Below are 14,420 nucleotides of genomic sequence, written 5' to 3' on the forward strand. Positions count from 1 at the left end.
TTTATTTGTTACGGATGACGCGCTGAACATCAACCATCACTTTAATTTTACGAATAATATCAGCTAAATGAATACGATCTCGACAGGTTATTTCCATATCAATAACGTATAAGCCAGAATCTTTTTCACCTGAGTTTAAGTTGTGCACATTAGAGCCACATTTAGCGACAACGCTAGTTAGCAATGCAAGTGCGCCTTGGTGGTTAACAATCTCGACACGCAAACGGGCAATAAATTCACGATCGATATCGCTATCCCACTTTACTGGGAATAAGCTGCCTTGCTCATGACCTTTAATATTACGACAGCCGTGTTGATGCACCATCAAGCCTTTACCTGGGCTTAAATAAGCTAAAATAGAGTCCCCAGGAATTGGGCGACAACATTTACCATAGCTTACTAACATGCCTTCAGTACCTTTAATTGGCATTTTCGCTTTTGAAGGGTTCGGGGTGATATCTATGGTATCTTCGGTAAATTCATTGGTTAATTGACGGGCAATACCAATACTTAAGGCATTACCTAAGCCAATATTGGTGATCAGTTCGTCAAAGCTTTTGTTGCCACTTTTTTGTACTACTTCATCAATTTTTTCTTGGCTGATGTCTTCTAATTTAGTTTTACCTAAGGCGTGGCTTAATAAACGTAAACCAAGCGCATGTGATTCATCTTTCTCGCGTGATCTTAAATAGGTGCGAATTTTTAAACGAGCTTTGGCGGTAACAACGAAGTTTAACCAAGTGGCATTGGGTCTTGCTGCGGCTGAGGTAATAACTTCAATAGTTTGCCCAGAGTCGAGCGGTTGGCTAAGTGGGTAAGGTTTACGATCTACTTTAACACCAACACAAGAATTGCCGACATCAGTGTGTACTGCATAAGCGAAGTCTACCGCAGTTGCGCCCATAGGTAGTTCAATAATGCGACCTTCAGGAGTAAACACATAGATTTCTTCAGGGAATAAATCTGATTTAACATTTTCAATAAATTCAAATGAGCTACCGGCACTTTGTTGTAGCTCAAGTAAGCTTTGCATCCAGCGTCTGGCTTTCATTTGTGCGGTTGTGCCTGTGTCATCACCGGCTTGTTTGTATAGCCAGTGCGCAGCAACCCCCATATCAGCCATCTGATCCATATCTTGGGTACGAATTTGAATTTCTACCGGAATACCGTGCGGGCCAATAAGTGAAGTATGCAATGATTGATAGCCATTGGTTTTTGGTATGGCAATATAATCTTTAAAGCGAGTTTCAATGGGCTTAAAGAGGTTGTGTACAGCACCTAATGCGCGGTAGCAGTTATCGAGACTGTCTTCAACGATAACGCGAAAGGCGTAAATGTCCATGACTTCATTGAACATTAGCTCTTTGTTTTGCATTTTACGGTAGATAGAGTAAAGGTGCTTTTCACGGCCTAATACTTGCGCTTTAATGCCACTTTCTTCAAGGCGTGCGGCAATTTCTTCCTGAATATTATTAACAATGGCTTTTCGATTACCGCGAGCACTTTTTACTGCTGATTTTAGTGCTCGTGAACGCATAGGATATAAGGCTTCAAAGCCTAATAATTCCAGCTCGTTTTTAATATCATGAATACCTAAGCGGTTAGCAATTGGCGCATACACATCTAAAGTTTCACGAGCAATTCTACGGCGTTTATCCGGTCTTAAAGAACCTAGCGTGCGCATATTGTGAGTTCTATCGGCAAGCTTGATTAAGATAACGCGAATATCTTGCACCATAGCCAAGACCATCTTACGGAAGTTTTCCGCTTGCATTTCTTCTTTGTTATCAAATTTTAGCTTGTCTAACTTACTTACGCCTTCAACTAGCTCGGCGACGGTATGCCCAAATAATTCAGCGAGCTCATCTTTGGTGACTTCAGTATCTTCAATAACATCATGAAGTAAGGCTGCCATTAAGGTTTCATGATCAAGATGCATTTTGGCTAAATTAATGGCAACGGCTACTGGGTGGGTGATATAAGGATCACCACTTGAGCGCATTTGTCCTTCATGGGCATCTCTTGCCACAATATAGGCATGCTTTAATAAATCAATTTGTACTTTTGACAGGTAAGAAGAGCTTATTTCTTTTAACGGTTCGAATAGGTACACCTATCACTCCAAATCATTAATAAATTCGAGTATATACGTTAGAATACGCGGCATTTTTGCTAAATGCAAAGCAATAAAAAACGCGTATCTCGTCTGTTGTTTAAAACAGAGCTAAGGTACGCGCTTTCGCTAAATTTATAGGCGCTACGTAGTAGCGTTAAACTAGCTTAGTTCGTCTTGTTGACCACCAACAATTGCTGCTACAGCGTCTAATTCTGCTGTGTCTTGTTCAATTTGTTCTTGGCGCTCAGAGTTATCCATTACTTCGGTAGAAATTAAATCAGCTTCAATTTCACGTAAAGCAATTACAGTTGGTTTGTCATTTTCAACTTCAACTAATGGATCTTTACCGCCCGTAGCTATTTGACGAGCACGACGTGATGCAACTAACACCAAATCAAAACGATTACCGATCTTCTCTACGGCATCTTCAACTGTTACGCGAGCCATTTGGTCACTCCAACTAATAAAATAGTTGCGTAGTTTACTGTTCGCTCGCTAATTAAGCAAGCGCTAGCCAGTAAATTTGCAACGAAAACAGGTTAAATTTTACTAACAATGATAACTTTAGCTCACTAAATCAGCTAAAAGTTTTTGATGCTGGGCAGCTTGTTGAGATTGCGTTAAGCGCTTGCTGTTAACTATGGTGTTTAGTTCAGACAAGGCTTGCTGAAAATCATCATTGATAATGATGTAATCAAACTCGTGATAATGCGAACATTCAGCCTGGGCTTTTGCCATGCGTGCCGCGATGACTTCATCACTGTCTTGACCACGACCGCGTAGGCGGTTTTCTAGCTCTTGCTTTGATGGTGGACAAATAAAGATGGTGGTAACTTCGGGCTTTTTCGCACGTACTTGTTGTGCACCTTGCCAGTCTATATCTAAAAATACGTCAATACCTTGTGCTAATTGGGCATCAATTGCCGCTTCTGATGTGCCGTAAAAATTGCCAAATACTTCAGCATGTTCATAAAAAGCACCTTGTTCAATTTGCGCTTTAAATTCATCAACACTAACAAAATGATAATGTACGCCATTCTCTTCGCCAGGGCGTGCATCACGTGTGGTATGAGAGACCGACACTTGCATTGCTCTTGAGCTATTGTTTTGCTCAAGTAACGCTTTGATTAAGCTTGACTTCCCTGCACCACTTGGCGCAGAAAGAATAAATAGGTTACCGGTAACTGACACGATATTTCCTTAATATTGCTTGCGATAAAAAAGGTATTGGCAGGAGAAATTGTAGCCAATAAAAAAGCTGAGCGATATTTTACTCTATTAGAATAAAAAAAGCTCAGCTTGATTTTTAACGCTAGTTGTTTGGTTAGCGATTAAAGTACTTTAGCAATTGACTCGGCTAAGTAATCAACATTGCTATTAGCAATACCAGCAATACTCATGCGGCTAGAGCCAACCATGTAAATGCTGTATTCATCTTGTAATTGCTGTACTTGCTCTGGGGTAATACCTAAGAAAGAGAACATACCCGCTTGACGTGTGATAAAGCTAAAGTCACGAGTAACGCCGTTAGCCACTAGCTTATCAACAATGAGTTGGCGGTTACCGTTAATACGATCACGCATTTCTTTTAGCTCGGCATACCATTCGTTACGTAACTCTTCTGAGCTTAAAATGGTTTCGACAATTGCTGCACCGTGTGCTGGCGGCATAGAGTAAATTACACGCACTACAGAAAGTAATACAGAGTGAGCAATATCTACGCTAATGCTAGATTCACCAATAATAGTACAACCACCAATACGCTCACGGTATAAACCAAAGTTCTTTGAACAAGAGCTACAAACAATCATTTGCTTTACACTGTCAGCCATTAAACGAAGACCGTAAGCATCTTCATCTAAACCAGCACCAAAACCTTGGTAAGCCATATCAACTAACGGGGTAAAACCAACTGATTTTGCCACATCAGCAACTTGCTGCCACTGTTCTTGGTTTAAATCCATACCACTTGGGTTATGACAACAGGCGTGTAGTAACACGACATCATCGCTGGAAACTTGCTTAAGCGCAGCTAACATGCCGTCAAAGTCTAAGTTTTTGTTTTCGTAATCGTAATACGGGTAAGTTTTAACAGTTAAACCCGCTGCTTCAAATAAACCAGTATGGTTTGCCCAGGTTGGGTTACTTACCCAAATAGTTGCACCTGGCTTACAGGTTTTAATAAATTCTGCTGCGACACGTAATGAACCTGTACCGCCTGGGGTAGAGATAGTACGGGCACGATTTTCAGCTAATACTTTATGATCGCCAAAAATTAGCTTAGCCATTTCATCATTGAAAAGGTCTGAGCCAGTTGGACCAATGTAAACTTTACTGTCTTCGGTATCGATGCGGTGTTGCTCAGCTTTTTTAACACAATTAAGCACAGCCGTATGGCCTGATTCATCTTTGTAGACACCAACACCCAAATCGATTTTATTTGGATTGTCATCTTTTCTATATTTAGCCAATAATCCCAAAATTGGATCGGCAGGCAAAGCCTTTAAACTACCAAACATGACAGAAGTTTACCTTTTGTTAGGTGGGAAGTTGCTAAAATTTGCGCCCTCGCAAAAATTAGAATAACTACCCTAATTCGTAATGTTCAAGCATAGCCTAAAGTGAGGACAAAATTAAAGCGTTTTAATGTAATAATTAAGATGAATTTTATCTATTTTTTCTTGGTGATTTACCCGTGTTTGTTTTTCAAGATATTGGTGTGAATATTAGCGCTGCTATTTTAGCTAGTTTGCTTGTGTAGGTTTTTGCTGAGCCTTAATGGTGAGAATTGATTTATTTATGTTTTTTAATGTCTCAGGGGAGGATTCTAGGTACTTTTTACTGATGTAAATACCGAATGGTTTTTCCACTGCAACTATTTTTTTGAACTGTGATAGCGCGAGTCCTTTTTCTTTAATGGCTTTTTCAAATACTAACTCGGCTAAAAAAACCGCATCAATGCGTTTACGTAGCAGTAATTCAGGCAATCGAGTAATGTCGGTTACCGCCTCAACAATATAATTATTTTTACTAAGCCACTTGTGGGTGTTGGTATTAAAGTGACTGCTGATGGTGGCAGTAGATTTAAAGCTTGGCTGCTCTGGTGAGAGCGTGGTATTTTTAGGTAAATACCAGCACCATTTGTTGGTGACAAGCGGATATGATAGCTCAGCTAGCTGATCCCTTTCGTCATTTTGCGAGGCGAGTAAGAAGGCATCTCCTCTGTTATGCTTAATTTCATGAATAACTTTTGCGTAGTTTGGCAAAAAGCGGTAAGTGACTGCTAGTCCAGCATGAGCAAATACTTTATTGGCTTGCTCAATACCAATACCTGAAAGTTTGCCATTAATTTGCTGTGTATACGGGGGGAAGTTAGGCACGAGTACCGTGATGTTTTGCTTGGCATAACTCGGCGTGATCAATATGGCACAACAAAGTAGGGTGATAACTTTAATACTTACAAACTGCAAAGTTAACGTCATTAACCCTACCTCTTTTTTGCCATTATTTTAAGGTCTTTACGTTAGCCTAGGTTATTTTGCCCTGGTTTGACAAGCTTTATTGATTGAGTAAACCAGCAATCAGGCCAATAACACCACCAAAAACGCCGCCCCAAACAACCAGCCAGCCTAAGTGCTTTTTGATCATAGCTTGAATGATTTCTTTGACTAATTTGGGTGTGAGCTCATTAAGACGTTTTTCGATAATATCACTGACCTTTTCTTGCATGCCAGCAATGATATCTGGTTGCTCTAACTCTTCGCGCAGTAAGGCGCTAAATTGTTCGCTGCTGGTGATGTCTTGTACTGAAGTGCGCATTTTTTCAATAAAAGGCTCACGCATCGGCTCTATTGCTTCAGTGCCACCAACCATAGCGAGCATAGGACCAAAAGAAGAGCCTTCGATCACTGAGACTAAATTATCAAACGCGGGTGATAAGTCGACTTTATCTATGATAGGGGTTAAATCAATGCTACTTGCTTTTCCTGAGCTATCTGACAAAAAGCGATCGATATTTTCTTGGGTGAAGAATTGCTCCATCATTAATTGACGTATGCCTAATTTAAAGTCTTCAAAGCGGGCTGGAATTACCCCCGAGCCATATAACAAAGGAACTTTTTCAAATAGCATATGCACGGCTAGCCAGTTAGTGATGGCACCAGACAGGGCAAATAAACCTATAGTAAATAAAATAGGTTGAGCAAGTGTGTAACCTAGCAAGGTAAGAATAAAAGCGAGGGCATTGGTGATTAAACTTTTGTTCATGATTCTCTCTAAGTGGCTCTGAGCTGTGCAAGGCGGCTATAGTAACAAAAATCTATAAGTGCTGGTATATGGCAAATTAATTTGCTTAACTAGGGCGGATTTGGAGCAGATTTGATTTTTTGGTGCCTAGAAATGAAAAAACTTGTTGGAAAATTAGTGGTTTTTGCCAGTCTTATCTTTGTTACTGCTTGTGGTGCAAACGATAAGCAATGGCGACAATTGTCATTAGAAAATACCGTATTACTGACCTTGCCACAGGGCAAAGTGGTTATTGAATTAGCACCGCAGTTTTCACCCAATCATGTTCGTCAGTTTAGCGAACTAGTCAAACAAGGTTTTTATGATGGCACTAAATTCTACCGAGTTATTGATGGTTTTGTTGCCCAAGCAGGTCCTAAAGATGGTAGTGAAAAAGATAAGTCAGTACCTATATTAGCGATGGAAAGCCATTGGCCAATTGATGACAAATGGTCATTCACCAAAGTGCAGGATAATGATTTATTTGCCCAGCAAACCGGTTTTAAAGATGGTTTTGCTATTGCTCAACACCTTGATGGCACAAAAGGTGAAGCCTGGTTGACGCATTGTCCTGGTGTATTAGCTATGGCCAGAGAAAATAAAGCTGATTCTGCTTCGAGCCATTTTTATGTTGTTATTGGTCAAGCGCCACGCTATTTAGACAAGATTATGACTATTTTTGGTCGTGTGGTGTACGGCATGCAACATGTGCAAGCGATTCAACGTACTACGAGCATTGAAGGTGAGTATGCTGTTGATAGTAGAGAACACACCAGCATTGTTAATATGCAGCTAATGGCGGATGTGCCGAAAAAAGATCGCATTATCATTGAAGTGGAAGATACACAATCAGCAGCGTTTGTAGAGCGCCTGGAAAAGCGTCGCGCTAGAAACGGCGAGTTTTTCTATAATAAGCCACCGCCAGTATTAGATGTTTGCCAAGTGCCAATTAGAAGTCGCTTGATTAAATAACCTGAGGTCAAATAAACTTGTAATAGAAGTGTAATTATCTGTGCTAAGGCTGTTGTACCACGCCTTAGCTTTGGTGATAATAGTACAAAGATTCAACACATTTTTCTCAATGACTAGGTTATGCCGTATAGATATCAATCGTCACGCCGATTATTACCCGCAGCCGTTTTAGCATGCTTAACGGCTTTTGCGCCGTTTACCAAAGTTTGCGCGGGTATACAGCCAAAAAGTGCCAGCCTAAATTACTCACAAAAATCATTATCTAGTGCCGGTAACCCTGCGGCTGCGGCACTTATTGTTGAGCGCAAAGATCCTCATGTGATGACAGGTGGCATCATTGAAATAGGTGCTGGGCTTGAGTACGGCGACTTAGATGAGTTATTCGCTAAAATTGATGAAATTTCTAATGCTTTTAAGCCGCCAGAAGATGGTGGTGAGCAACCTGATTTGCCACCTAAACCAGAGCAACCTTTACCTGGTTACACATGGCAGGACTTACTTGATGAATACCCAGAACTAGAAGACAGGGTTGATGTGTTAAAAGATCAAGTGGTTAGTGCTGCGGGTTTATTAGCTTTAATTGCTGCTGAAGGATACGGCAAGGCAGAAGCAACCAGTAATGCTAGTTTTGTCCTTAATGAAGATTTATACGGTGGTACTTTATTGTTAGGCATGGGCTTTAAAGGCAATGCTAAAGTTGTCGGTTTGTTTGAGGCGATAGAATTTGATAGTGAACAAGCGAGATCGGCAATAAGTACAATTCCAGATTTTAGCGAAGATGATGATATTCAAGCGTTAGATTTATCGGCTGGTATTACCTTGTACTATAACCCAGCAAATAACAAGGTCAGGTTAACCTTTGATAACGACAGTGTGTTATTGGTTAAGTCGACCAAGATTGCTGAGTTTTCACTGGCATACAGTAAATTAGCGCATAACAGTGAGCAAGGCTCATTATATTGGGGAGTTAAGCCTACTTTTTATCGTGTTGGTTTAACCAATGTTACCGCGCGTTTAGGTGACATTACCGATGCAGAAGCCATTTTCCAAGATATTAAAGATGCTAATTATATTTATAGAAATGGCTTTGATATTGATTTCGGGCTAGTTTGGGCGGCCTCTCAATATCAATTGGGGGTTTCAGTCAGCAATGTGTTTGAGCATACCTACAAATACCCTGAGCTTGATAGAACTGACGTTGATTCAACTGATATTTTGCGTAAATTTGATCATCACCAAGAATTCACCATGCAGCGACAAGTCAAACTCGAAGCAGGCATATTTACACAAAACAGGCAATGGAGTTTGCATGCTGAACTAGATGCTAACCCGGTGGAAGACCCTATGCGTGATAGATATCAGTGGTTTACACTAACCGCAGGCTATGCCGCTGATAGTTGGTGGTTACCTAGTGTCCGTTTTGGTATGAGTCGTAATTTAGCTGGTACTAAGCTGGGTTATTTAAATGCAGGTGTGACCATGATGAAATTTATTAACCTTGATGTGGCAACCACGTTAGATACGGTGACATTAGATGGTGATAACTATATGCGCGGTGTAAATTTACGCTTAGGTGTGCAGTTTGATTTCTAGCTGTTGTTATTTATAACGAATAGCAATAATGTCAAAAACTCGCTCACCTTCAGGTGTTTTAACAACGACTTCATCATCTACGGCTTTGCCAAGTAAGGCACGTGCCATGGGCGAGTCAATACTGATTTCTCCGCGTTTAACATCCCATTCATCTGGGCCAACTAGGCGATAAGTCACCTCTTCATCAGCTTCATTAACTAAAGTAACCCAAGCCCCAAAGAATACTTTACCTTCTTGTTGCGGATCAGGATAAACAATGGTCAGTTCTTCGGTGCGTTTCACTAAAAAGCGTACTCGTCGGTCAATTTCACGTAAGCGTTTTTTGCCATAAATATATTCAGCGTTTTCACTTCTATCACCTAAGGCTGCGGCTTCACTAACAGAGCGGGTAATGCGTGGTCTTTCTTCTTTCCATAAAAATTTAAGCTCTTGATCTAAGCGATCCCAGCCAGCACGGGTAATGTAATTTGATCTTTTCATGTAATTTCTAGCGCGACAAATAAAGCAGAGCTCATAATAGCAAAGAATAATGTTTTAGTTGTAGCTAAGTTTAGGGATAACGAATTTTTCTGATATGATCTTGGCTATATATTAAATGGGCCTTTAATGGCATATCCAACTTTGCAGGAATGATTAGTTAATGCAACCAATTGCCGAGCAAATTGCTCAAGAACTCAATGTTAAAATCCAACAAGTTTCTACTGCTATCGCTTTGTTAGATGAAGGGGCAACTGTGCCATTTATTGCTCGCTATCGAAAAGAAGCGACACAAGGTTTAGATGATAATCACCTGCGCCATTTGGCACAACGTTTAACGTATTTACGCGAGTTAGATGAGCGTAGACAAGTGATTTTAACTAGCATTAAGCAGCAAAATAAATTAACGGATGAGTTAGCCGAATTAATTAATAATGCCGATAGCAAAACCCTACTAGAAGATTATTATTTACCTTTTAAACCTAAGCGTAGAACCAAAGGTAAAATCGCCATTGAAGCGGGCATAGAGCCGTTAGCAGATAAATTGATTGCTAATTGGCAATTATTGCCTGAACAAGAGGCACAAGCATTTATCAATAGTGATGCGGGTTTTGCTGATGTTAAATCTGTGCTTGATGGTGCTTGTTATATTTTGGCTGAGCGCTTTTGTGAAGATGCTAAATTATTACAGAAACTACGTAAGCACATTGCTAAGCAAGGTCATATTACTAGCCGAGTGGTTAAAGGTAAGGAGAATGAGAAAGAGTCTGCTAAATTTAGAGACTATTTTGACCACAGTGAGCGACTAACTAAAGTGCCTTCGCATCGTATGTTAGCTATGTTGCGCGGACGAAATGAAGGCATTTTACAGTTAAATTTAGATGTAGATCCCGGTCAAGCGTCACAACATAGCTCGAGTGCCGAGCAGCTAATTTTAGAACACCTTAATTGGCATCTCACTAAACAAGCGGCAGCTGAATTTTTAACGAAAGTCATTCAAACCACATGGAAGTCAAAACTTAGTGTTAGCCTAGCGAATGAGTTAATAACTAAGCAAAGAGAACAGGCTGAACTTGATGCGATTAAAGTGTTCTCAAGTAATTTAAGCGATGTCTTAATGGCGGCACCTGCGGGGGCGAAAGTAACCTTAGGGCTAGACCCTGGCTTGAGAACAGGTTGTAAACTCGCCGTTGTTGATGCCACAGGTAAGTTGCTTTATACCTCAACGATTTTCCCTCATGCACCGCAAAATCATTGGCAAAAATCAATTCGCACTCTGGTTAATGTCTTTCGTCAATTTAAAGTTGAGTTAGTGGCTATTGGTAATGGTACTGGCTCTCGTGAAAGTGACAAGTTAGTGGCAGAAGCCATAGCACAAGTTGAAGATAATAAGCCTAAACGTATTATTGTCAGTGAAGCAGGCGCCTCTGTTTATTCGGCCTCTGAGCTTGCTGCAACTGAATTTCCAGAGTTAGATGTGTCCTTACGTGGTGCTGTTTCAATTGCTCGAAGGCTGCAAGACCCACTCGCTGAGCTGGTGAAAATTGATCCGAAAGCGATTGGTGTTGGTCAATACCAACATGATGTCAGTCAAAGCCAATTAAGTAAAACCTTAGATGATGTTATCGAAGATTGTGTAAATGCTGTTGGTGTTGATTTAAACAGTGCTTCAGCACAGCTATTAACACGTGTGTCAGGTTTAAATAAAACCATGGCGAAAAATATTATTAGCTATAGAGATACCCATGGTCGCTTTACTGATCGCAAGCAATTGAAGAAAGTCGCGCGCTTAGGGCCAAAAGCCTTTGAACAGGCGGCAGGTTTTTTACGTATTTCTCAAGGTGATAACCCTATTGACCAATCGGGAGTTCATCCAGAAACCTATCCTGTGGTTGAAAAAATCATTAGCCAATTAAATATTGGCGTTGCTGAACTATATAATCATAGTGAACAACTTAAGTCGCTTGATATTAGTAGCTTAACTTGTGATAGCTTTGGTGAAGTAACCGTACAAGATGTTATTGATGAATTAGTAAAGCCTAACCGAGATCCTAGACCTGAGTTTAAAACTGCTCAGTTTGCTGACGGTATAAGCACCATCGCAGACTTAGAATTGGGTATGGTATTAGAAGGGGTAGTCTCTAATGTAGCCAGCTTTGGTGCTTTTGTTGATATTGGCGTGCATCAAGATGGCTTAGTGCATATTTCTTCATTAACCGATAAGTTTGTTAGTGATCCACGCGATCTGGTGAAAGCGGGAGATATTGTTAAAGTTAAAGTGACTGAGGTTGATGCCTCGCGTAACCGTATTAGCTTAACAATGCGATTAGATGAAGCTGTGCCGGTTAAGGCGAATAAAGCTAAGCCAGCAGCTAATAAAAATAAAGGCAAGGCTCATCAAAAGCCTGCGGCTAAGCCGAAAGCTAACAAGCTAGAAAATGCCGCTATGGGTAATGCTTTTGCTGATGCTTTTGCCAAGTTGAAAAAATAATCAACTTAATTGTTGACAAAGGTAATGCGAATAATTATCATTTCTTTCGTTGGTTAGCACAAGTGAATGCTCTCTCAGTTGTTATAACCAATAGCAAGGCACAATGCTTAGTGGTTATGCTCCAGGACACATAACCACTAAGTAACCTCTTTGTGACTCTCCAGAGTCAATCGATTTTAAGAATTTTGATGGTTCGCCAGTAGTTTTTAGCTACTGGCGTTTTTTTTGCCTGAAATTTGTCTTAAATCTTATCCTTGGTGGTAGGTATTCATCTATTAGCTGCTACTATTTACTTTTTAATAGGCAACAAACAGCTACTGTTAATCTGAATAGAGTAATTTGCAGTTAACGCACTCGTTAAGAATTAATTAGAACGCAGAGATTTAAGTGTATAGGCTGTATAACAAACGCTTGTTTTCGCAGTGTAAAAACAGCATAAAAAATTTATCAATTAATTTCAGATAACCGTTGACAACAGTAATGAGAATGATTATCATTTCTTTCGTTGGTTAGCACAAGTGAATGCTCTCTCAGTTGTGATAATTAACAGTAAAGCAAGGACGCTTAGTGGTTATGCTCCAGGACACATAGCCACTAAGTTACCTCTTTGGGACTCTCCAGAGTCAATCGATTTTAAAATTTTTGATGGTTTGCCAGTAGCTTTTGCTACTGGCTTTTTTTTGCCTAAAACTTAAAGCGATTAACCACTTCAGACATGCCATTACTACTAATTTTTAATTGCTGGCTGGTATTTGCAAGTTGCTCGGTTGTGGCTAAGGACTCATCAGCCATACCTGATAGATCATTAATACGTAAATTTACCTCATCAGCCGCTTGGCTTTGCTGCTCGGTAGCGCGCGCTATTTGAGTATTCATATCAGAGATTACTTCCATCAAACGATCAATTTCAGTTAATGAATCATCAGCTTTACTGGTTTGCTCTACCGTTTGCATAGAAATATCTTGGCTGATTTTTACTGCGGATACTGCCTCTTGAGCACCTGTTTGCAGCTTTTGGATCATCTGCTGAATTTCATTAGTACTTTGCTCTGTTCTATTGGCTAAGGTGCGAACTTCATCGGCAACAACAGCAAAGCCTCGACCTTGTTCTCCTGCCCGTGCTGCTTCTATCGCAGCATTTAGCGCCAGCAAGTTTGTTTGTTCGGCAATGCCACGTATTACATCAAGTACTGAGCCAATATTGTCGCTTTCTTCTGCTAAGCTGGCGACCACCTGACTTACGCCATCAATATTACTCGACAGTGATTGCATTTGGTTAATCGTATGTGAAATAACGTCTTTTCCTGAGGAGGTATTTTCTCTGGCATCATTGGCCGCTTGTTCGGCAGAATTGGCATTATTACTGACATCTTTTATTTGTGAGGTCATCTCTTCCATTGCGGTGGCAACTTGTGTGGTGACGTCATTTTGATGTTGGGTTAATGCTTGAGCACTTTGGCTGGCGGCGGCTACGGCTTCAGATTGATCTAGCACTTGTGATGAGTTATTGGCGACATCTTGTAATGATTGACGCATGGTTGCGGTGAACTGGTTGAAATAGCCTGATAAGCGTGAAATTTCGTCTTGGCCGGTATTATCTAAGGTACGGGTTAAATCCCCTTCTCCTTGAGCAATATCTCGCATTAAAGCAGAAGCGGCCTGGGTCGGTAGTAAAATGCTTTTACCAATAACATAGCTAATAGCAATAATAATAAGCGCAATAACAACACTTTCAATGATAAGCAAATTACGTTGTTTAGCAAAAGTGGCATCAATGTCGTCTAGGTAGGTGCCTGAGCCAACAATCCACTGCCATGGCTTAAAGCCTTTGACAAAGCCAATTTTATCGACTGGCTCATCAAAACCTGGTTTTGCCCATTTGTAATTTATAAATCCTTGACCTTGGGCATCGGCAACTTTAACAAACTCAACAAATAATTGAGTGCCATCAGGATCTTTAATACCTGTTAAGTCTTTACCGTCTAACGCGGGCTTTATTGGGTGCATGATCATGGTAGGTTGGTAATCATTCACCCAAAAGTAATTATTGCTATCGTATCTTAGGCTTTTAATGACCTCTAAAGCGCGTTGCTGAGCTTGGTCTTTAGAAAGCGTACCCTCTTGTTGTAGTTTGTAATGGTGCTCAATAACAGAATAAGCGGTATCAACCAGTTCATTGGTAGTTGTTTTTTTCTGGTTTAACAAAGATCTATAACCATCAGATAAGGTAAAGCTGTCAATGGCGATTAAAGCTAAAATGATAAAGCCTACTAACATGGCAAGCCTTTGCTGGATGGTATATTTCCTTAAAAAATTCATAGCAACCTCAAATTACAACCGATAGTAGTTCAGTCTAGTACAGATTTTTACTTAAACCTATGCTAATAAAAGTAAAAACCGATATTGATCAATATTATTCAATTGTTTTTATTTCGCAAGGAAAGTTGGCTAAGAAATTGAATTACATATTAAATATTGTAAAGGTTA

At 40.2% G+C, this 14,420-nt stretch carries 11 protein-coding genes; 3 read left to right on the forward strand and 8 right to left on the reverse strand.

The features are described 5' to 3' along the window. Position 1: 1 nt before the first annotated feature. The 6 genes from spoT to EMK97_RS11930 all read right to left on the reverse strand — a co-directional run bounded on the left by spoT (position 2) and on the right by EMK97_RS11930 (position 6,382). The gene (gene spoT / locus EMK97_RS11905; RefSeq protein ID WP_130602450.1) at positions 2–2,113 is read right to left on the reverse strand and encodes a bifunctional GTP diphosphokinase/guanosine-3',5'-bis pyrophosphate 3'-pyrophosphohydrolase; all 2,112 of its coding nucleotides are present in this window, start codon (positions 2,111–2,113) and stop codon (positions 2–4) included. 162 nt (positions 2,114–2,275) lie between these two features. Next, positions 2,276–2,563 carry a DNA-directed RNA polymerase subunit omega gene (gene rpoZ / locus EMK97_RS11910; RefSeq protein WP_130602452.1) on the reverse strand — a complete coding sequence of 96 codons (288 nt, stop codon included), beginning with the start codon at positions 2,561–2,563 and terminating at the stop codon, positions 2,276–2,278. A 117-nt stretch (positions 2,564–2,680) separates the two neighbouring features. Then, entirely contained in the window at positions 2,681–3,310 is a 630-nt protein-coding gene (gmk, locus tag EMK97_RS11915) for a guanylate kinase (RefSeq protein WP_130602454.1), read from the reverse strand. A 137-nt stretch (positions 3,311–3,447) separates the two neighbouring features. Then, positions 3,448–4,635, reverse strand: coding sequence for an amino acid aminotransferase (locus EMK97_RS11920; protein ID WP_130602456.1), 1,188 nt, complete (start codon positions 4,633–4,635; stop codon positions 3,448–3,450). A 225-nt stretch (positions 4,636–4,860) separates the two neighbouring features. Further along, on the reverse strand, positions 4,861–5,598 hold the full coding sequence (locus EMK97_RS11925; protein ID WP_130602458.1) for a substrate-binding periplasmic protein: 738 nt from the start codon (positions 5,596–5,598) through the stop codon (positions 4,861–4,863). A 76-nt stretch (positions 5,599–5,674) separates the two neighbouring features. Then, a complete protein-coding gene (locus EMK97_RS11930; RefSeq protein ID WP_130602460.1) occupies positions 5,675–6,382 on the reverse strand; it encodes a DUF445 domain-containing protein in 708 nt (235 codons plus the stop codon). A gap of 132 nt (positions 6,383–6,514) precedes the next feature. On the opposite strand from EMK97_RS11930, the gene EMK97_RS11935 reads away from it, so the two are divergent. Both EMK97_RS11935 and traF read left to right on the forward strand, forming a co-directional pair. Then, positions 6,515–7,372, forward strand: a complete 858-nt coding sequence (locus EMK97_RS11935; RefSeq protein WP_130602462.1) for a peptidylprolyl isomerase — start codon at positions 6,515–6,517, stop codon at positions 7,370–7,372. Between the two features lie 120 nt (positions 7,373–7,492). Continuing rightward, positions 7,493–8,965, forward strand: coding sequence for a conjugal transfer protein TraF (gene traF / locus EMK97_RS11940; protein ID WP_130602464.1), 1,473 nt, complete (start codon positions 7,493–7,495; stop codon positions 8,963–8,965). Positions 8,966–8,971: 6 nt separating this feature from the next. Here the strand turns inward: traF and greB are convergent, their stop codons facing one another. Further along, positions 8,972–9,445 carry a transcription elongation factor GreB gene (greB, locus tag EMK97_RS11945; protein WP_130602466.1) on the reverse strand — a complete coding sequence of 158 codons (474 nt, stop codon included), beginning with the start codon at positions 9,443–9,445 and terminating at the stop codon, positions 8,972–8,974. 160 nt (positions 9,446–9,605) lie between these two features. Between greB and EMK97_RS11950 the strand changes: the two genes are divergently transcribed. Then, entirely contained in the window at positions 9,606–11,933 is a 2,328-nt protein-coding gene (locus EMK97_RS11950) for a Tex family protein (protein ID WP_130602468.1), read from the forward strand. 684 nt (positions 11,934–12,617) lie between these two features. On the opposite strand, the gene EMK97_RS11955 is transcribed toward EMK97_RS11950, so the two are convergent. Next, the gene (locus EMK97_RS11955) at positions 12,618–14,252 is read right to left on the reverse strand and encodes a methyl-accepting chemotaxis protein (protein ID WP_130602470.1); all 1,635 of its coding nucleotides are present in this window, start codon (positions 14,250–14,252) and stop codon (positions 12,618–12,620) included. Positions 14,253–14,420 lie beyond the last annotated feature (168 nt).

The organism is Litorilituus sediminis (assembly GCF_004295665.1).
In the GTDB taxonomy this organism is placed as follows: domain Bacteria; phylum Pseudomonadota; class Gammaproteobacteria; order Enterobacterales; family Alteromonadaceae; genus Colwellia; species Colwellia sediminis.